Origin of the sequence: Paenibacillus sp. Root444D2 (genome assembly GCF_001426375.1) — a bacterium.
GTDB lineage: Bacteria > Bacillota > Bacilli > Paenibacillales > NBRC-103111 > Paenibacillus_E.
On the sequence record NZ_LMEO01000045.1, the window covers coordinates 270,073 to 288,881 of the forward strand.

An 18,809-nucleotide genomic window follows, 5' to 3' on the forward strand; every position below is an offset into this window, starting at 1 on the left:
GCGCAGCTTCCCTGACTCAGCTTATTCAATTCATCCAAATTGTATTTTACATCTGTCATTTTGTTTCGGGTACCTGAATCAAATCAGAAGAATTCAACATCTCAATGATTCTGCTGGCCGGCACCGGTTTGCTGATGAGAAACCCTTGAATCTGATCGCACCGGTAGGTTTGGAGAATACGAAGCTGCTCCGGCAGCTCAACTCCCTCCGCCACTACGGTTAGCTGAAGCCGGTGAGCCATTTCGATTAACGACGATACGACTACTTGACTTCGAATGTTATCTGCCAGTTGATCGATCAACGTTTTATCAATCTTCATACATTGTATGGGGAGTTGACATACATATTTCATTGAAGAGTAGCCTGCTCCAAAGTCGTCAATGGAAATCAAAAAACCCAGATTACGCAATTCGAGCAATATGTTGATCACTTCTTCAAAGTTTTCGATCGCAAAACTTTCCGTCACTTCCAGCTCGAAATGGCAAGGGTCGACCTCTTCTTCTGCGAACACACCGCGAATTCGCTCAACAAAGTTTGGCTGCAGCAGTTGGACACCTGAAATATTAATGGCAACGATAAGAGGCATGTTCACCGCTTGCTTTCGCCATGCGATGAATTGCCGACATGCCGACCGCATGATCCATTCCCCTATCTCATTAATGATTCCGGAATACTCAGCAATGGGAATAAATTCATAAGGAGATACATGTCCGAGTTGTCTGTTCGTCCACCTGAGCAGCGCTTCTACCCCGACAATTTGATTCCGCGCCAAATCCAATTTTGGCTGGTAATGAAGAGTAAGCTCGTCGTTGTCAATCGCACATTTCAAGTATTGCTCTAGCAGCATTCTTCTGGTTCGAATCGCTTCAATCGATTCCGAATACAAGCGGTAATTATTTTTGCCGGATTCTTTGACATCCAGCATAGCCATATCGGAATGATGAAGCAAGCTTTCCGAATCCTTTCCATGATCAGGATACAGACTTATTCCGATACTGGCTGAAATCGTGGCACGATAGCCATCTATATCGTAGGGCACATTAATCGCCTCTTTGATAACCTTTGCCAAGTGTTCAATTTGGTTGTAATCGTGAACGTTATGGGAAATAATGCAAAACTCGTCTCCCCCCAACCGACAAAGGAATTCACCCTCCTTTATACAAAGCCGTAGTCTCCCGGCAACCTCAATCAGCAACAAGTCTCCCGTATGATGACCCATCGTATCGTTGATCAACTTAAAGCGATCCAAGTCGATGAAGATTACGGCAAAGCGGGATGGAAGCTGACCATGTTTAATGATTTTCTCCAGATATTCGAAAAAAGCTTTTCGGTTGGTGAGTCCGGTCAAATTATCATGATCCGCTTGATATTGAATTTCGTCTTGCGATTGCTCGAGCGACGTCATCATGTGGTTAAACGACTTCTCGAGCTGGGTAATCTCGTCTTTGCCGGATTCCTGAATACGAATCGAAAAATCTTGTTTTGTTTTGATCACATTCATCCCATTGATCGTGCGGTTCAATCTAGCAAATATCGTTCGCTGAAGGACACAACTAATGATGAAAAAGAAGACCAACCCGGAAAGCCCGAAATAGAACAAGTAAAATAAGATACTTCTCTGGGCTTCCTTATATAATGCTCTCGGCTTCACGAACTTCAGGAGAACGGCCGGTTTATTATTGACGTCTGTTAACAGTGAGAAGCCTGTGATCGTTGTTTTATCGGACTCGGTCCAAAACGGTATGGCTCTGTTTCTGGAAACGGTTACAGTTGTAGCTTGAACAGGAGCTGTAAAAGATGGATCCACAGTAGATATACTTAAAGGCAAGTCCGTTTTTTCGGAAATATACTGAACATAATTCGAGTCTAAGAAACGCGCGAAAACCAAGGTTCCGTGAACGGGTCCTTCGTTGTTGCTCGTTAAAATTGGGTATGAGGTTGCGATCAGCGGTTGCTTGTCAACAAGCAATAACCCCATCTTCCGGGAAGAAGCGTCCGACTGCTCAATGAAAGAAGCATACTCTGTCTGCAAGGTATGGATGAATGCACTCGGATAGGCGAGAGGTTCGTTTTTGCCATAATCGTAAGCTTTTCCGAAGTAAACTTGCCTTCGGTTGTTCATCAGAAGAGTTATATTAAGACGACTTGACATAAACAAAGAATCGGTATAATTGACCGTGAGATAAGGATCGTTATTAGTAGGAATCGTCGGTCTTACCATAAAGTTGTATGTATCGTCCCAGCCCGCATAATTAATCGCAATGGCACCGAGATTTGTATACTCATCAAAATACGAGAGAAGGTTTTGCTTCACGTTTTCACGTAAACTTTCAAGCTCCATCTGCTCATAATTGCGCAAAAGAGCTCTCTCTGAAATAAAGTATAGAAGTGATAGCATGCAAAGCGTGGTCATCCCAACGCAGATGATGATTTTCCGGCGAAGCGACATGGCAACATCAACCTCCAATGATGAATTTCTTTCTACAATAGTCCTTAGGTTGAATAGCTGCCTATTATCTCCATTTAAAAAAACCACATCAATTTCAGAGAGATGTGGTTTTCTTTTACGGTAACTGACTGGCGTGGCGCTTTGTATTTATCTAATCTGATTATAATGGACTATAAATAACAACACAACAAGTAGTTCTTAAGTATTATATAATTGAACTATCATTAGGCGGTTCCTAAATCAACGAAAATAAGCTAAGTCACAGTGGTTATAACCATCTATGACTTAGCTTTTTCAATTAGCCGTGTATGATTAAAGGCACAACTTTCCCTTCATTCACATCAATTAAACCAAAATCCGTTATTTTCAGTGCAGGACTAACAGGTAAAGAATGCGTACTGATGGACATGATCGGATTATAATGACGGTAGCCCAACGATTCCATGGCCTTGCGCAGCTGCTCAACTTCCTTGGCGACTTGTTCCAAAGGAACTTCTGTTAAAATACCGCCGACAGGAAGCTCAAGATTAGCGATCACTTTTCCGTTCTCAACAACGCTAAAGCCCCCTTGATTCTTAATGACCTCATTAGCAGCGATCATCATATCGACGGGATTGTGCCCGACAACAAGCATGTTATGGTTATCGTGGGAATAAGTCGTTGCTATGGCTCCGCGTTTGATCGTATCACCGCCGATTAAACCATAAGCGCGATTACCGTTTATCCCGTAGCGTTCAAACGTAGCAATGAGCCCATAGCCGCTTTCCTGCCAGTTAAGCTTCCCTTGACGAACTTCAACATCAACCTGATGCTCCTCTGTAAACGTGGAGCCATCCTTTACCATCATGGCTCGGCAAGCATACCGGCCATCAGCTACCTCAGTGTTCACTGAGAAATCCGCTTCTGTTAACGGCGACATATGAACGCTTTGATAGTAGTGTGCTGGAAAGGCGGGTGCATGGACGGTAGGCTTGTAAGGCTCGCGAACATCATAGACCTTTCGCCCATGTTTGTATACTTGGTCGATTGTCATCTGCTCCAGATTGGATATCAGTTGAAAATCGCTAATTTTACCAGGCGCTATTACGCCGCGATCATACATCCGCATTCTTTTGGCTGGAGAAAGCGTACTGGCATAAATCGCCTGCTCAGGCTTCATGCCCATCCCGATCGCTTTACGAACGAGGTGATTCAAGTGTCCCCGACGCTCGAAAGAGTCCGCCATCACATCATCGGTAACAAAGCAATAATGCTCGGATACCTCATGCTCTATTAAATACGCCATTACTTCAGGTGTCATCGATTTTTCTTGAATTTCAATAAACATGCCCGCAGCAATCCGAGCTTCCATGCCCTCGATCGATTGATGTGTATGATCAGAATCTACCCCGCTATAGATCATTCGATGCAAATCTAGATCTAATAGTTTCGGGACATGTCCTTCAATAATGAGATGAGGATAATGGCTGCGGATATGGTTTAAGATGTGGTTCGTTTTGCAGTCAGGATCCGTAATGACGTCTACGTAGTTCATGATTTCGCCTAAACAAATGATTCGTTCCGTACGAAGCAGTTCGTCCAAATCTTCGATTTCAATCGCGCCTCCGGTCGTTTCCATCGAAGTGGCAGGAACTGAACTCGGGATGGCGTAGAACATGTCCGCCACACAATGTTGGCTAGCTTTAATGAATTCCTTCACCCCGTCAAGTCCGAAAACATTGGCGATCTCATGCGGCTCTGGAACGATGGTTGTAACACCGTTGCGAATGAGTCCGTATGAGAACGTCTCCGGCGTGACCATCGTGCTTTCGATGTGCAGATGGATATCAATGAGGCCGGGAATCATATAGCGTCCTTGACCGTCCAAGTGCTCGGCCGCTTCGAAGCTATCGGTAGCCCGTTCCCCGATATATAGAAACCTTCCATCCAATATCGCTGCATTACCCTGGATGAATGTTTTAAAATAACTATTATAAATTCGTACATTTTCAATCAGTAAATCTACACGCATCTGCCTTCGCCTCCAAGTACATTACTCAACTAGAACTAATTTCTCGCTAGGAAAAAGAAGCCGGACCTCCTGACCATTCAGGTAAGGAAGCTCCATTTCTTTATTCACTGTGAAATTTCCCAGCTCCGTCTCGACAACGTATTGATAGCTTCTTCCGAGGAAGGTGCTGACCTTGACACGACCTGTCAATCGATTCGCTCCTGCCTCTATTTCATCAGGCATTCCAATCACTACATCATCCGGACGAATAGCCCCTTGCATACCCAGCTGCTCTCCTTTGCTGGCATGCTTCGTAACGGCGAACATATAGTCTTTCACCTTTAATGCAATCTCTTCGTTTCCAGCAAACCTTGAATCGAAAGTAATAAAATTCGTAAAGCCAATAAACCGAGCCACAAACTCCGTTTTTGGATATTTAAATATCGCCGCTGGTGCGCCAAGCTGTTCAATGATGCCTTTATTCATAATCGCAACTTGATCGGAGATAGAGAAGCACTCTTCCTGATCATGCGATACGTAGACCGTAGTAATACCAAGCTCCTGCTGGATGCGGCGGATCTCGACCCGCATGTTAATGCGCAGATTAGCGTCCAAGTTGCTTAGCGGTTCGTCGAAGAGCAGCAGTTCCGGCTCGATCACAAGCGCCCGAGCAATAGCGACCCGCTGTCTTTGGCCGCCTGAGAGCTCCTTCGGAAAGCGCTTTTCGAAGCCGGACAAGCTTACGATATCAAGGATGTTCCTGACCCGCCGATCGATCTCTGCCCCGCTCACTTTCCGAAGGCGCAGACCGAATGCTACATTATCATAAATGGATAAGTGTGGAAACAAAGCATAGCTCTGAAACACGAATCCGAAGTTTCGTTTGTTGACGGGAACGTGCGTATAATCTTTTCCGTTTAGTGAAAATTTGCCCGCCCTTGCCTCTATAAATCCCGCGATTAGCCGCAAAGTCGTCGTTTTCCCGCATCCACTTGGACCGAGCAGCGAAATCAGACTTCCTTTTTCAACACTTAGGTTGAAGTCCTGCAGAATATATTGCTGGTCATAGGCAACCGAAATATTTTCCAGTGATAGCAATGCCATGGATGAAAGCCTCCGTTATCGTTTGGTGAAATAGGATAAACCCATCAACCGTTCAATGATGAACATAAGTACGGCAGTGAAGAGCATGAGTAAGACAGAAATAGCGGCAATTGTAGGGTCAAAATGATTCTCCACATATGTCAGCATCTGTATTGGCAGTGTACTGACTCCAGGACCCGTCATAAAGACCGAAATGTCGACATTATTAAATGATTCTAAAAATGCAATAAGAATGGCTGCAATAATACCGGATTTGATGTTCGGTAGGACTACTTTGAAAAAGGTTTTAAGCTGACCGGCGCCAAGACTTAACGCAGCTTCCTCAATAGCGAAATCAAAATTCGATAAACTTGATGCAATGACGCGGATAATAAAAGGAAGCATAATCACGGTATGTCCAATCAGCAAAGCTGCATAGATCGGCAGGTGATAGGTGACGATAAGGTACTTAAGCATCGTAAATCCAAGCACGATACCTGGAATAAGCACGGGGGAAATAAAAATTGCATTAAGTGCCCCTTTGCCCTTAAACTCAAACCGGCTTAACGCATAAGCCGCTGGGATACCAAGCAGCAATGCAAACAAATTACCGATCATCGATACGATAACAGAGGTACCCGCGGTCGTCATGAACATCTTGACTTCCAAAATGTTGCGATACCATTTCAATGAGAATCCTGTCGGTGGGAATTTCAATACACTCCCTGGCTCAAATGAAGCAAATGCAATAATGACGAGCGGCCCGAGCAAGAATATATAGACAAGTAGTGTAAATAAGGCCAGTCCTCGATTCTTCTCCCGCATACTTCTACCCCTTCGGATTTAATTTAGTAGCCAGTTTGTTCATAAGCGCAATAACCACGAAAGTGATCACGATCATAATCACGGCAATGACAGAGGCGAGATACCAATCGTTCAGAGTAATCGCATTCTGATAGAGGAATGTGGATATGACCCGCTGCTTGCCTCCGAGCAAAGCCGGTGTCGTATAAGCTGTCAAGCTTCCGACAAAAACAAGGATACTGCCTATAATTAATCCGGGTACACTAAGCGGCACGATGACCTTGACGAAAGCCGTAAATCGGCTAGCTCCCAAGCTCTCCGCCGCTTTGATCAGATCCGGATCTATATTCTCAAGAACACCGACCAACGTAATAATGATGAGCGGAAGAAATAAATGGAGCAGGCCAATCATCATCGCAGCTGGCGTATACAAAATATCGAGTGGCTCTTGGATGATACCAATGGCCATCAAGGCATTATTGAGCAGCCCTTTTTTACCTAAAATAATCATCCAGCTGAACGACCTGACAACCGAGCTCGTAAGCAGCGGGAAAATAGCTAAGGCCAGTAAGACCGCTTTTTGTCTCGGACTCTGTTTGGAGATAAAGTAAGCCACCGGAAATCCAAGCAAGATGCAAAATAGGGTAGTTACCAAGCTGACACGCAGCGTCGTCCATACGATTTTGAGAAAATAAGGGTCTTTAAAGAAATTTAAGTACCCTCCAAGCGTAAATGTCCCTTTATCGAAAAAGGTTGAACCTATCGTGAGAAGGATCGGTACCACCATGAAAATCATCAGGAACAGTAGTCCCGGTAGCAATAATAAGAATAAGAACTTTTTTTTCATGTAGCTTTACTCCTGTTCCTGGGTTCGCTAGGCACGCAGCACGTTTATAAAAAGCTGGAGGAATTCGTCAGCCGATACCTCCGTACACACATGAACATTAGCCTCTTTGGATAAGCGGTTCTGGAAATCGCATACGGTTTGTCCGTCACACAGCTCGCTGCGGGTTTCGACATCAACGTAATAATGGCGTGTCTTGACCAACTGTTTATTCAGAGCCACTCCGACTGCAAGCGGATCATGAAGCGCACAGGCCCGAACTCCGTTACGTTCATAATATCGCTTCATATAATTCGCGGTGCTTTCCTGAACATAGCTAGCTATGGGAGAATCTCCGAGCTCACGGATATGTTCATCGGTCAGCAGCGCTTTACGCGTCACATCCAACCCTACAAGGGTTAAGGATGGAAAACCCGCCTGGAAAACGATTTTCGCGGCTTCCGGATCGACATACATATTGTACTCCGCCGTGGGCGTTACATTGCCGAAGCCTTGAACGACGCCCCCCATCACAATCACTTCCTTGACTTGATGAATCAAATCAGGATGCTTCATAACCGCCAAAGCCAGATTCGTTAACGGAGCTGTCATGACTAAAGTGACTTCTCCGACGTGACTCCGCACTTGATCCACGATAAAATCGGAAGCATGTCCAGCAGTCGTCTGCATATGAACCGGCATATCGCTTAAAGCGCCGCCAAGCCCGTCATTGCCGTGGACATGATGCTCAAAGTGAGAAGCTCGCATCAAAGGCTTGTCTGCCCCTTTAACGACAGGAATCTTATCTTCCATCCCAAGCAGTTGGAGGATCTTACATGTATTCTTGGTCGCTTGGTCCAGAGAAACGTTACCATTCACGGTAGTAATTCCGAGCACATCCATCTCTCCGCTGCGGACGGCCAACAGAATACCTAGCGCATCATCCACACCCGTGTCTACATCTAAGATGACCTTCTTTTTCATGACTAAGCCCCCTTTAAGTCCTATTGAAGAAATCAAGGGTATATCCGCATATACCCTTGATTGATTTTAATTATTGAGCAACTTCCTTGTTCCAACGGGCAATCCATGCTTTAAGATTCTGATTGACGAATTTCATATCCAATTTACGAAGTTTACTTACGACGTCAGCGCCATAGGTAATCCCCGTAGCTTCTTCAGGCGATAGCTGAAGTGTCGTGTTTACAGGTGAATCTACTTTCGCTTTCGCTGATTTCTCCTGTACTTCCTTGCTCAAATGCCAGTTGATGAAATCTTCAGCCAGCTGCTTATTCTTACTTCCTTTAATCACGTTGACCGTGTTCATAACCGCGTAAGCCCCTTCTTGCGGGGAGACGAACTTCGTTTCTGGCACAGCCGCTTTCAAATCCTTCACATACATTTCCATGATAGGCCCCGCTGCAATTTCACCTTGCGAGAACATGTTAACGAATTCGGAGGTTTGGCCGTAGTATTTAACGACTCCTTTATTCACTTCCTTAACCTTTGCGAAAGCTTGATCCTCATTAAACGTCGTGTTACCAGCGACAACAGATGCTGCATCCAAGACCATTGGACCTGTTGTTGATGTGATGTTAGGAAGTGTCAGCTTCTTGGAAAGCTCAGGACTCCAGAGGTCGCTCCATGACTTGATCTCTTTGGTGGTTGCTTTCGGATTGTAGGCAATACCCAGTCGACCTACTGTGTAGGCTGGACCGTAATCTTCGCCCAGAGGCGCCTTGGCCAAATCATAGATGTCTTTCAAATTCGGAATACGACTGCGGTCGATCTTATCGAAAAGTCCCGCTTCAATGCCTTGTTGTGCGTAATAATCGGATAAATAAATGAGATCCACACTCGAACTGCCTTGTTTCACTTTGTTCAAACGTTCTGCGTTATTGCCTATTTCAAGAACGATCTTAGCATTATGCTCTTTCTCAAATGGCGCGTACACTTCTTTCTTAAAGAAATCATCCGCAAAACCCCAGGTGGAAATGATTAAAGTTGTAGGTTCCCCTTTAGATGCCGCTGTGGCAGCTGCTGTGGGTGCTGTTGTAGCTCCACTTGTATTGCCCTGGTCCTTCGCTGTGCCGCAACCTGTTAAGGCTAGTCCTACTACAGATAAAGAAATTAAACCGCGTACCATTTTTTGTCTCATCATTCATCGTCCTCCCAAGTTTTATCATGTATGATTTTAATGCGTGAATCCCCTGTTAAATTTTTACTAGTATTCTTTCAAGACCTCAGATATATGCGCGTTTCGCCGTAAATCCAGCTATACAAAAAAAAGAAAAGTACCCTTGATAGAAAGAAGCTTCTAATCAAGAGCACTCTTCATTGTAAACAACGTAAAGTGACATCTATTGGTATACATGTGGTTTCCTCTTAAGATAAATCAAAAGAGAACACCGCGACAAAACTATTCGGTTTGTTTAAGAATAATGTTCGTTATTGCCCATTGCGTCGGCGGATCATAGTCCCTTAACACCGCATCCATGGATAAGCCAAGTTCTTGCTCAAGCCTGTCACGGATTCTCTTCTTGTATATAGAGGACATATAAAAATCGACTTCGTGTTTGAGCGTTGGCGCCTCGCCTTCCAATGCGGTTGAACGCGGAGAACGGCGATGCTTGGCATGAAAAGTAATAATGTTCTGATCAATGGAAACCTTCAGCAGTGTTGTGCCAAACCCGAACAACTCTTTGGAGATTTCGTTATAGAGGTGACACAGCTTCTTCTTGTATTCATTAGAATCTAGTTGTGGCATGGAATCACCTTCAAGATCAATTATCAACCCTTGTAAATCTAACTTAATAATACATAGGATTTCAGAATTAATCAAGAGAATCGTTCGTCTTTCTCACTGAAATCGGGCATTATTTACCTACATCACATCTAAATGATCCAATTTCCCGAATGTCTTACAAATTTTGCTTGATATTAGTGACGAATACACGTAAAAAAATCTCGAGCAGTATAAATCTAACTTGGTTAACACAATCAAGGGCTGCTTAAGGCACAACTTTAATACTAGTACTTTATTCCTAGTAAAAAGAGTGCTATAATTTAATAAATGAATAGTAATTCTTCTGCTATACGATAAGAGCAAAACTAATGAAAATTAGTGACGCAAAGCTAAAGGAGCTAAGGCGAAATACTTCGCTATGCTTGCCAGTTACCGAAGGAAGGGACAAATCTACAACTCCCCTTATTCTTCTAATAAGGGGAGTTTTCATTATGTAACGAATTATGGTAGCCATCTATTACAGTAAATAGCTAGGTAGAAAGTCCCTCTGAAAGGTGATAATTAAAATGGCCAGACTAATGGTTGTAGATGATTCTATCTTTATGCGATTGATGATTAAGAACATCCTCTTAGAATTAGGGCATGAAATTGTAGCCGAAGCATCGAATGGACTTGAGGCAATCTCTCTTTTTTTACAGCATTCACCTGACATGATTACGTTGGATATAACAATGCCCGAGATGGATGGAATTACTGCATTAAAGGAAATTAAACGTTACAACAACGATTCAAAGATAATAATGGTATCAGCAATGGGGCAACAATCCTTTGTTATTGAAGCCATTACCCTTGGCGCAAGAGATTTTATTGTGAAGCCTTTTGATAAAGAGAGGGTAGCAGAAGCTGTAAAAAAGGTTCTGAATACGTGAATGCCCACAAAGCTCTCCACCTGAATGCCTCCCCATTCCACTTTTCAGACCCACACATTAGAAAAAAACCTTAGCAAATCACAAAACTGAAACAGTTAGGCGGAATTTCCCATGCATTTACGATCTAAAGAAAGAGTAATCACTTATTTTAGCCGTGATTATGTACATTCGTAGTTTTGTTGAGGTCCTATATAGAATTCAAACAATTTCCTTCTATCGATTCGTTCATTTCTCCTTTGTGATATTCCATAATTAATTAGAAAACGGAGCCCGCTAATCGCATGGCTCCGTTTTTGTTGTTTCAGAATTCGTTGGAATTTGTTGTGCATGACAGCGAATTTGACGATTTGTTGCAGAATTCGTTAGAAAAAATATTTTGGCGAAATTTGACCTTATGGATACATATACAGAAAATTGATTTGAAAGAGAAATTCCTGGCGCTATGATTGCTGAATACACTCTCAACTTGACCGTGCATGACCCCCTTTTAAATAGATCTATTGTAGAACTATATACAGGAATAAAGGTTTACAGAAATAAGGAGGAATGGGTTATGGGAGCCATTATTTCAATCGGTAATCAAAAAGGCGGTGTTGGTAAAACGACAACCACGGCCATTACGGGGTATCTTCTCTCTAAGAAGTACAAGGTTCTCTGTGTGGACTTCGATAGCCAAGGCAATTTGACACAGTTTCTTACTCAACGAGATATACACGATTACTCCAAAATGACTATTTTTGAGGCGTGTAAAAACATGAATCCCACCCCCTACATCCGCAAATTAACCTACAACCTTCACTTCATTCCGGCTGATGAAATGCTTGCAACTCTGCCCCTGCTTATCCATCAAAATCCTTCAATGAGTTCGACCATTTTGAGAGATACACTACATAAAGTAAAGGCCAGATACGACTACATACTTATTGATTTACCTCCAAATCTCGGAGAGCACACGATTAATGGTTTAGTGGCTTCCGACTATGCAATCGTCATGCTACAATGCGAACCAATGTGTTATGACGCGCTGGACAGGTACATCGCAACAATGATTCACATCAAAGAGGTTAAAAAGCTGGACCTTGTTTTATGCGGCATATTGCCAACAATGATCGATTCTAGAACAATCATTGATAAAACAATCATTGATAGGGTAAGGAGAGAATACGAGGAAGTTGTGTTTCGAGCGGAAATAAAGCGAAGAAATAGAATCAAGGAGTTTTCTATTACAGGAATACAGGAATACAGTAATTCGGATACATCGGCACTAAGGAATTATAGAAATTTTGTCGAGGAGCTGGAGCAACGTGTCCAAGCGTGATGCGATTGAGCAGTTATTAGGAAAACGGCGGAGTCAAGAAATACAGGAAACTGTAAATACAGGTATACAGAAACCTGTAAATAAGAAAAAAGCAACTTTTGATTTCGATGATCAATTCCATACTGAGCTAAAGATATTCGCCGCGAAACAGAATAAGAAGATGGTTGATGTTGTGGTAGAGGCCGTGAAAGAGTATATGCGAAGACATAAAAATAACCCACCGGTCGAGTAGGCCAGTGGGGATTCGTTCATTTTAAAGTCTGCCCGATACCAGATATCGGACTGATAATCATTGACCAATTTACCCTATGATACTTGCTGTCACAAAGACAATCAGGATAAAATCTAGTTATCCTCGATACCATCTACTTCCGTACCCTAATAATAATTTATTCTGACTTAAATATTTTCTATTATGATATTAAATAGGGAAAAATAAGATTGGTGGAATCCTAAAAAATGGGCTGTTCCAAAGCTATTTTGGGATGTTATGCCTTTTTACCCTTTACTGTAATAGGCTATGAAAACCAGAATTTGCTGAGGGGGAACGTCGATGTGCTATTTGGACGAAAACCCCCATAAATCATGAGGAAGAGGAACGTCGATGCGTTATTTCGCTGTTTTTTGCCTCCGGATCATTCATTTTGATCAAATAACGCACTCACGTTCCTCTTATTTGATTTCAAGCGCAGATTTCCTGAAATAACGGATCGACGTTCCGCTAAATAAAGTTCGGGTGACTTTCCTTTGGAGTCGAAGAAAACAAAAAAATGAGAAGGCATACCCTGCCTTCTCATTTTTTTGTTTTCTGTGCACCTAAGTGAATTTATTTACATTTGAAACAGTCTCTTTTACAAATTTAATCCAAATCTCTTCAATTCAACAAAAATACGTTCCAATCTCTTTCCTTTTTCCGTTAACGTATATTCAACACGAGGGGGAACTTCGGGAAACACTTTCCTTTCCAATACCCCGTGTTCCTCTAGTACCTTAAGACGGAGCGAGAGCGTTTTTGGACTAATGCCATCCATTGATTTCAACAAGTCGCTGAATCGCAGTGTACCTTCGATAAGAAGGTCCCGAATGATTAAAAAGGTCCATTTAGTCCCAATCACGTCAAGTGTTTTGGCAATGGGACAAGGCACGCCTGGTGTTCCTTTGCTCAGTACGATCGGTTCAATAGCATTCATATAAATATCCTCCATAAAAAAATTCTTATGATTTACCCCATCATATCACAAAAGTAACTTTTCGGAAATTATATGAAATTAATATCACTACTTCCCTAAATGAATTAACTGCATCTATAATAGCGAAGAACCAATTGTTTAATTCCTATAAAGAATTGAAATATCTTGGTTAAGCAATTGAGAACCTATGGAGGAGAAGAGTGAAGATGAAAAACATACTGATTATTAATGGTCACCAGCAATATGGTTCATCATCTGGGAAACTGAATCAAACTTTGATGGATAGCATGGTGAGATTGCTAGAAGAAAAGAACACTATCCAAACAACCATTATTCAAAACGGATATTCAATCGAAGCAGAACAACAAAAATTTCTCTGGGCTGATATTATCATTTACCAAACACCCATCTACTGGTTCAGTGTTCCTGGGTTATTTAAAACATATATGGACGAAGTCTATGCTTACGGATTATTTTTCAAGGGTGCCGATCAATACGGGAGTGGCGGATTATTAACCGGCAAAAAATATATGTTTTCGACGACTTGGAATGCTCCTAAACAAGCATTTAACGATCCAACTCAGTTTTTTAAAGGGAATAACTTAGAAGAAGCAATAAGTCACTTGCATCGCGTACAGGAATTTCTCGGAATGCAGCCTCTAAAGAGCTTCGCTTGTTATGATGTCGTCAAAAATCCGAACGTTGATAAATTTGTATCCGAACTTGATGTACATCTAAAAGAGGTATTGAATTTTTAATACACACAAAATCAGGAGGAATAACCATGTTGCAAAATCAAAAAGTAGTGATAATCGGTGGAAGTTCTGGAATTGGTTTGGAAACAGCTAAACAAGTCATAGCGCTTGGAGCAGATGTGATCATTGCCAGCCGTTCCGAAGATAAATTGCAAAAAGCAAAAGTGGAGTTGGGATCTCGAGCTGCGGCTTACACGCTGGATACGACACAAGAACAACAAGTTCAATCTTTCTTTGAAACCGTCGGCCAGTTCGATCATCTTGTAGTGAGTGCAGCGGAAACATCTGGCGGGTCATTCCTCCAAACGGATACAGTCCAAGCCCGGAAGTTGTTCGAAAACAAATTCTGGGGCCAATACTATGCCGCTAAATACGGAGCACCGAAAATTTCATCGAACGGTTCAATCACCTTATTCTCAGGCGTCGTTGCCTACAAAGCCATGATTGGTTCTGCTACACTCGGCGCAGTCAATGCAGCAGTGGCAAACCTAGGCCAAACCTTGGCGCTGGAGCTTGCTCCCATTCGAGTGAATATCATTTCACCCGGTATTATTGATACGCCTTCACGCAGTAAAATGACTGAAGAAGCGCGTAATGATTTCTATGCAACGGTTGCGAACAAACTCCCTGTGAAACGAGTGGGCACAGCGGAAGATGTCGCGCAAAGCGTACTTTACTTGATCCAAAACGGTTTCGTGACCGGAACGGTTCTTCACGTTGAGGGTGGACATATTTTGACTTAAGGATACAATGAAGCTGATGCTTTTCTTGGGAATGATAAATAAAAAAAGGCAGATTGCTTGACGCAACCTGCCTTTTTTATTGCAAAATACTTGTTCCAGTCACTGAGTGATTACTTCGTTGGATCTGGGTAAACATCAACTGAGATTGATTTGCCGCTTGCTGTAATCATGGTTACCGTAAATGAAGAAACTTCTACAGGTGATCCGTCAATAGCGGATTTAGCTGGTACGTAGACGTATTTGGCGTCTCCGCGAGTAAGTTTAACTACTGGATCTATAGGTTTATTATCTTTATCAAAATTCGCGACTGTTGAGAATACCCAGTCGGTTGGATCAGTACCAGCTGGCGCGGAAGTAACAGCATTAGATTTCCCGTTTACGCTGTTTACGCCGGTAGCGTTGTACTCAACATTGAGATAACCTGAATTCGGTACAATATTATCATTTGCCCACTTGACATTGCTTATGAAAAATTGAATACCGAATACAGGAGCAACACGGAATACGGAACTATTTTTAAAGCCGTTGTTACCGTACTGATCCAGTAGCGTAATGTTGCTGAACGTTTGTTTTTGGTTCAATTTGCCGCCATCATTACCCGACCAAACGGTAATTCCACTCTTGAGAGCAGACATCCATATGATTTTTGCTTTGCCGTTATAGGTGGCTGTCAACGAGCTAACTGTTAACGGATCATCTTTAATGGCAATATTATCAAGGAATGCAACCTTACTTCCAACGTAATTGGATGGTTTAAACACAACAGAAATACTTGTTGTCCCCACATCTTTTCCGCGAATACCATAACCGTCAGATAAAGTTCCATTTTGTCCATCTTGCTTCGGCTTAATCACAATGGATGAAGCTACCGTGTTGGATGTTGTCATAGAATTAAGCGTCTGAACCGTGTTATTAGGCAATTGTACTACGTTGCCGCTCGCATCCTTAGCAGTTAGTGTGATTTTGCCGGAGAAATAGTTTTCTAATGAAACACCTTCTGTAGAGTATATGCTAGAGGTCACAGTAGAACTTGTCGTAGTGATGGTATTACTTTCTGCGCCTTTCAGCGTATCCTTAATCTTATCAACCGCATAGATACCATTGGCAAATGGAGTGAGTGTATAAACTAAATTATTCGCCTCTCTACCTTTAATAAGCTGAGTAGAACCAATGGCTGTTGACATTAAGGAAGCCGTTCCTGCTGCAACAGCTGCCTGATCCCCTTTAAACAACTGAGCTGTAACTTGATAGGTTCCTTCATTGTTATCGCCAACTCTCGCAGTGAAGAAAAGATCTCTATCACGGAAATAGCCGAAATCATAATTTGATTTGGTGTCCCCCGAGTTATATCCATCAGCTGTACCATCCACACCTTTCACAATGAAAGTAGGGTTGGCAGCATCAATTGTATTAACTCCCCTGACAATATACACGGCATCGGTTACAGTACCGGATGCTTTGGCTAAGCTCACTTTCATCGAGTAGCCCCGGTAATCGCGATCAAAATCTTCATTGTATTGATCTTTGAACTTGAATCTAAAAGCATTATCCGTTCTTCCATTCACCATTTCAAGAGAAGGCAGCATTTTCGGCTTCGGTACAACCGAAAGGTAAACGGTCTTCGGATAACGTTTAGTAACAATATTTGTGGTATTAGATGCCGTTTTTCCGCTAGTAATGATCGATGCTTTAACTGTTAATGGCCCTTTATTTTGATCCGTTAACGTTTTTAGATCGGAAATACGAATTGTACCTCTATTTGCACCACTCTTCTCGATACCGCCAATTAGTTTGCCAAAAGCATCCTTGGCTCCAATTGTGGCGCTGCCGTTAGCAAATCCGTAAACACTGATCTGGTCGGCATTCTCTATGACATCATCTGTACTTAGAATGTTCCCGCCTTGGTCTTTGACAACGATTGGCAAATAAAAATCATCATCTCCAACAGCAACGGTATTCGGGAAGTTGCCTATGCTTATATCATATGGCGCTTTGGAAGCTCCTATTTTCAAGACTTTGGTAGCGGTTTGTCCGGAAGATCCAAAGCCCGATACGGAAAGCGTAACATCTTGAACGTTAAGCTGACCAAAGTTAGAGACAGCTTTCACCTTCAAATCTGGAATTCCGTCCCCTGTTTCTTCAGCAATAAAACCAAATCCTTGAGGAGGAGCCGTTGCAGCTGTATCAATCACTCCTGCTGCTGTGGAGTATGCGCTTGCATTTTTCTTCAATACGTCGAGATCCGTGATTTGATAGCCATATTGGTCAAATGCTTTGTAGGGCACGGTTACCATATCACCCGCTTCTAATTTTGTTTTGCCGTTGACATACACGATGTCGCCCAATTCAACTTTGCTAACTGTTTGCGGATCACCGACCGTAAAGACCTTGCTTGTTTGTACGGAATAATCCGGCGCAACGATGTTAACAGTCAACTGCGAATCTTTACGCAATTTGTTGGCGTAAACAGCATGTGTGACATCAACAGTCAAAGACTGTGAGTCACCAGCTGGAACTGTGTCTCCATCCGGACTCGTATAGATGCTGAATATGGCCGCACTAATATCTGATACTTCTTTGTACTGATTCGTTGCTTTAAAGGTCAATTTGATTTTACCTTGCGCGATGGTATCAGATGGTGTCGTGAACTCAATTGCAGTGATTTTTTCATTGGTTACAGATACCTCTGCCGTACCTTTATCAATGGTTAATCCACCATCTTTTACCGCTTCAAGCTTAACTGTGTAAATACCTTCCGTCATCTTCGTATCCAACGTAATGGTTACTTCGTTCTTGTTCGTATTCCATTTTTGAGCGCCTGTTACAACAGACCCAGTAATGCTGCCACGAAGAATTGAAACGGTTAGCTTGCTGGTGTCGGCAATAACACCGTTTAATTTGACCGAGAGCGTTTTGGCCCCTGTTACTTTGAAATCAGCAACAGATACTTTGGTTACAGCCGGTCCTCCTGCTTGAACTAATTGATAGGCGGCGTAGGCGGAATTGACAAGCAGCTCGCGCTTAGCTGTTTTCGTGTAATCTGTTGTGCTCGAAATGAGACCTGCCGTAATCGCAGCAGCAACATTCCCTTTTGCCCAACTGGATACGGTTCCAGTTACTTTGGCTGTTTCGGCCTCATCGGCTTGTAGTTTGAACACGCGTGCAAGTACAGAGGCAATTTGTTCAATGGTTACGATACCCTCCGGATCAAATTGATCCTTTGCGATACCCTCCATATAGCCTGCTTTTGTCGCTGCGCCGATAAATCCAGCCGCCCAATCTGCCGCAGCTAAGTCTTTATAAATGGAACTTGAAGGCTTATCTTCCTTTAAACCGTTCATCAAGACGATTATTTTGGCTAATTGAGCACGTGTCACGTCTTTGTCGAGACCTGCTGAACCTACTGCGTCTGATCCTTCAAAAATTCCTTTTTCTTTTAAAGCGTTAAATTTAGCTTGCGTGTCCATAGGAGGTGCTGTCGGTGTAGTCGTTGGTGTAGTTGTAGCTTTAGGTGTAGCTGCTGGTGTAGCTGCTGGTGTAACTGCCGGTGTGGCCGCGGGAGTAGCTGCTGGTGTAGCTGCTGGTGTAACTGCCGGTGTGGCCGCGGGAGTAGCTGCTGGTGTTGCTGTTGGCGTAGTCGTCGGTGCAGTTGTGGCTGTTGTTGTAGTTGCGTCTGCGTACGCAAAATCGACGGAAGCAAACATAGAGAAAACCATTGCAGATACTAAGAGTAATGATAGCTTTTTTTTCATAACCATTGGTTTCATTCTTCCTCCATCATTCAGTAGTAGGATTCTAAAAACAGGTAAAAACGCTAGCTTCCTATCAACCCACTTTTAACATGCAAACGCTTACTAAAAAGTGACCCCCTCCTTCCAAACCCTTTGCTAAATCATAGTTTATGGGAGAGTTGCTATCATACTAGTTATTTAAGTTCATATTGAACAAACTTAAGGTCTCATAGATATTTTGAAAAAAA

15 protein-coding genes and 1 riboswitch are annotated in these 18,809 nt (G+C 42.8%); of the genes, 5 read left to right on the top strand and 10 right to left on the bottom strand.

Translation table 11 applies throughout. The annotated features are described in order from the left end of the window. Positions 1 to 55 precede the first annotated feature (55 nt). The 8 genes from ASD40_RS22850 to ASD40_RS22885 all read right to left on the bottom strand — a co-directional run bounded on the left by ASD40_RS22850 (position 56) and on the right by ASD40_RS22885 (position 9,916). The gene (locus ASD40_RS22850) at positions 56 to 2,449 is read right to left on the bottom strand and encodes an EAL domain-containing protein (RefSeq protein ID WP_057305462.1); all 2,394 of its coding nucleotides are present in this window, start codon (positions 2,447 to 2,449) and stop codon (positions 56 to 58) included. Positions 2,450 to 2,747: 298 nt separating this feature from the next. Beyond that, positions 2,748 to 4,460, bottom strand: coding sequence for an adenine deaminase C-terminal domain-containing protein (locus ASD40_RS22855; RefSeq protein WP_057305463.1), 1,713 nt, complete (start codon positions 4,458 to 4,460; stop codon positions 2,748 to 2,750). Between the two features lie 21 nt (positions 4,461 to 4,481). Next, the gene (locus ASD40_RS22860) at positions 4,482 to 5,543 is read right to left on the bottom strand and encodes an ABC transporter ATP-binding protein (protein ID WP_057305464.1); all 1,062 of its coding nucleotides are present in this window, start codon (positions 5,541 to 5,543) and stop codon (positions 4,482 to 4,484) included. A gap of 15 nt (positions 5,544 to 5,558) precedes the next feature. Then, positions 5,559 to 6,347 carry an ABC transporter permease gene (locus ASD40_RS22865; protein WP_057305465.1) on the bottom strand — a complete coding sequence of 263 codons (789 nt, stop codon included), beginning with the start codon at positions 6,345 to 6,347 and terminating at the stop codon, positions 5,559 to 5,561. Between the two features lie 4 nt (positions 6,348 to 6,351). After that, positions 6,352 to 7,173, bottom strand: a complete 822-nt coding sequence (locus tag ASD40_RS22870) for an ABC transporter permease (RefSeq protein WP_057305466.1) — start codon at positions 7,171 to 7,173, stop codon at positions 6,352 to 6,354. Positions 7,174 to 7,200: 27 nt separating this feature from the next. After that, entirely contained in the window at positions 7,201 to 8,133 is a 933-nt protein-coding gene (locus ASD40_RS22875; protein WP_057305467.1) for a nucleoside hydrolase, read from the bottom strand. Between the two features lie 70 nt (positions 8,134 to 8,203). Then, positions 8,204 to 9,307 carry an ABC transporter substrate-binding protein gene (locus tag ASD40_RS22880; RefSeq protein ID WP_442952722.1) on the bottom strand — a complete coding sequence of 368 codons (1,104 nt, stop codon included), beginning with the start codon at positions 9,305 to 9,307 and terminating at the stop codon, positions 8,204 to 8,206. A gap of 261 nt (positions 9,308 to 9,568) precedes the next feature. Then, a complete protein-coding gene (locus ASD40_RS22885; protein ID WP_057306268.1) occupies positions 9,569 to 9,916 on the bottom strand; it encodes a hypothetical protein in 348 nt (115 codons plus the stop codon). A 327-nt stretch (positions 9,917 to 10,243) separates the two neighbouring features. Next, a riboswitch (cyclic di-GMP riboswitch) is annotated at positions 10,244 to 10,332 on the top strand. Between the two features lie 129 nt (positions 10,333 to 10,461). Here ASD40_RS22885 and ASD40_RS22890 point away from each other — a divergent pair. The 3 genes from ASD40_RS22890 (at position 10,462) to ASD40_RS22900 (ending at position 12,374) form a co-directional block, all read left to right on the top strand. After that, positions 10,462 to 10,824, top strand: a complete 363-nt coding sequence (locus ASD40_RS22890; RefSeq protein ID WP_057305469.1) for a response regulator — start codon at positions 10,462 to 10,464, stop codon at positions 10,822 to 10,824. 553 nt (positions 10,825 to 11,377) lie between these two features. Beyond that, positions 11,378 to 12,142, top strand: a complete 765-nt coding sequence (locus tag ASD40_RS22895) for a ParA family protein (protein ID WP_057305470.1) — start codon at positions 11,378 to 11,380, stop codon at positions 12,140 to 12,142. After that, positions 12,129 to 12,374 carry a hypothetical protein gene (locus ASD40_RS22900; protein ID WP_057305471.1) on the top strand — a complete coding sequence of 82 codons (246 nt, stop codon included), beginning with the start codon at positions 12,129 to 12,131 and terminating at the stop codon, positions 12,372 to 12,374. The genes ASD40_RS22895 and ASD40_RS22900 overlap by 14 nt, the downstream gene beginning before the upstream one ends. Before the next feature lie 619 nt (positions 12,375 to 12,993). Here ASD40_RS22900 and ASD40_RS22905 read toward each other — a convergent pair. After that, on the bottom strand, positions 12,994 to 13,332 hold the full coding sequence (locus ASD40_RS22905; RefSeq protein ID WP_057305472.1) for a winged helix-turn-helix transcriptional regulator: 339 nt from the start codon (positions 13,330 to 13,332) through the stop codon (positions 12,994 to 12,996). Positions 13,333 to 13,538: 206 nt separating this feature from the next. On the opposite strand from ASD40_RS22905, the gene ASD40_RS22910 reads away from it, so the two are divergent. After that, on the top strand, positions 13,539 to 14,090 hold the full coding sequence (locus tag ASD40_RS22910) for an NAD(P)H-dependent oxidoreductase (RefSeq protein ID WP_057305473.1): 552 nt from the start codon (positions 13,539 to 13,541) through the stop codon (positions 14,088 to 14,090). A 26-nt stretch (positions 14,091 to 14,116) separates the two neighbouring features. Beyond that, on the top strand, positions 14,117 to 14,830 hold the full coding sequence (locus ASD40_RS22915; protein WP_057305474.1) for an SDR family oxidoreductase: 714 nt from the start codon (positions 14,117 to 14,119) through the stop codon (positions 14,828 to 14,830). A gap of 110 nt (positions 14,831 to 14,940) precedes the next feature. Here ASD40_RS22915 and ASD40_RS22920 read toward each other — a convergent pair whose 3' ends face one another. Continuing rightward, positions 14,941 to 18,597 carry an S-layer homology domain-containing protein gene (locus ASD40_RS22920; RefSeq protein WP_156390159.1) on the bottom strand — a complete coding sequence of 1,219 codons (3,657 nt, stop codon included), beginning with the start codon at positions 18,595 to 18,597 and terminating at the stop codon, positions 14,941 to 14,943. Between the last annotated feature and the right edge of the window lie 212 nt (positions 18,598 to 18,809).

Coding starts and splice junctions, on each gene's coding strand:
- ASD40_RS22850 (WP_057305462.1), bottom strand. CDS start 2,449: ATGTCGCTTCGCCGGAAAATCATCATCTGCGTTGGGATGACCACGCTT.
- ASD40_RS22855 (WP_057305463.1), bottom strand. CDS start 4,460: ATGCGTGTAGATTTACTGATTGAAAATGTACGAATTTATAATAGTTAT.
- ASD40_RS22860 (WP_057305464.1), bottom strand. CDS start 5,543: ATGGCATTGCTATCACTGGAAAATATTTCGGTTGCCTATGACCAGCAA.
- ASD40_RS22865 (WP_057305465.1), bottom strand. CDS start 6,347: ATGCGGGAGAAGAATCGAGGACTGGCCTTATTTACACTACTTGTCTAT.
- ASD40_RS22870 (WP_057305466.1), bottom strand. CDS start 7,173: ATGAAAAAAAAGTTCTTATTCTTATTATTGCTACCGGGACTACTGTTC.
- ASD40_RS22875 (WP_057305467.1), bottom strand. CDS start 8,133: ATGAAAAAGAAGGTCATCTTAGATGTAGACACGGGTGTGGATGATGCG.
- ASD40_RS22880 (WP_442952722.1), bottom strand. CDS start 9,307: ATGAGACAAAAAATGGTACGCGGTTTAATTTCTTTATCTGTAGTAGGA.
- ASD40_RS22885 (WP_057306268.1), bottom strand. CDS start 9,916: ATGCCACAACTAGATTCTAATGAATACAAGAAGAAGCTGTGTCACCTC.
- ASD40_RS22890 (WP_057305469.1), top strand. CDS start 10,462: ATGGCCAGACTAATGGTTGTAGATGATTCTATCTTTATGCGATTGATG.
- ASD40_RS22895 (WP_057305470.1), top strand. CDS start 11,378: ATGGGAGCCATTATTTCAATCGGTAATCAAAAAGGCGGTGTTGGTAAA.
- ASD40_RS22905 (WP_057305472.1), bottom strand. CDS start 13,332: ATGAATGCTATTGAACCGATCGTACTGAGCAAAGGAACACCAGGCGTG.
- ASD40_RS22910 (WP_057305473.1), top strand. CDS start 13,539: ATGAAAAACATACTGATTATTAATGGTCACCAGCAATATGGTTCATCA.
- ASD40_RS22915 (WP_057305474.1), top strand. CDS start 14,117: ATGTTGCAAAATCAAAAAGTAGTGATAATCGGTGGAAGTTCTGGAATT.
- ASD40_RS22920 (WP_156390159.1), bottom strand. CDS start 18,597: ATGAAACCAATGGTTATGAAAAAAAAGCTATCATTACTCTTAGTATCT.